Consider the following 838-nt stretch of genomic DNA (forward strand, 5'->3'; position numbering starts at 1 on the left):
GGCACTAAATGCGGCACCTCAAGGCGGCAGCGCTCGATGGCAAGTGGGCAACGCGGATGAAACGCGCATCCACTCGGTGGATCCACCGGGCTTGGAACCTCGCCCTCGACGGGCGCCTCCAGCCGAACCCGCGTCGGATCCGGCACGGGTGCCGCTGCAATTAGCGCTTCAGTGTAGGGATGGACTGGCTTGGCGAACAATGCCTCGCATGTAGCCAGTTCCACAATCCGCCCCAGATACATGACGGCGACGCGATGGGCGATATGCTCGACGACGCCAAGGTCGTGCGAGATGAAGACGAAGGCGATGCCCATCTGGTCTTGAAGATCCACAAGCAGATTTAGAATCTGCGCCTGCACTGAGACATCCAGGGCTGACACTGCCTCGTCTGCGATAATGAGCGAGGGCTTGAGCGACAGCGCCCGCGCTATGCCGAGCCGTTGCCGCTGGCCACCCGACAACTCGGAGGGGAGCCTGTGCATCATCTCGTGCGACATTCCCACCTTTTGGAGGAGGTCCGCGGCAAGCGCGTTGCGCTGCTTGCGGCTGAGACGCTCGAAATTCTCCACAGGTTCGGTGATGATCTGTCCGGCGGTAAGACGCGGGTTCAACGACGAGTAGGGATCCTGAAACACCATCTGCATCCGACGGCGATGCGCACGGAGCTCGTGCTTCTTGAGGCCCGCAATATCGGTCCCATCGATCAGGACGCGTCCGCCCGTTGGATCGGTGAGTCGCATCAATAGCCGTGCAATAGTGGACTTGCCGCAACCGGATTCGCCGACGATACAGAGCGTCTCGCCTGCCTCGACCGAAAAGGACACTCCCTCCACTGCCC

At 61.5% G+C, this 838-nt stretch carries 1 protein-coding gene; it reads right to left on the minus strand.

The window, feature by feature from the left end:
- Positions 1 to 838, minus strand: an 838-nt coding sequence (locus EOC06_RS34260; RefSeq protein WP_128309894.1) for an ABC transporter ATP-binding protein, incomplete at both ends; no start/stop codon positions are given.

Origin of the sequence: Mesorhizobium sp. M7A.F.Ca.MR.362.00.0.0, from assembly GCF_004023175.1 — a bacterium.
GTDB lineage: Bacteria > Pseudomonadota > Alphaproteobacteria > Rhizobiales > Rhizobiaceae > Mesorhizobium.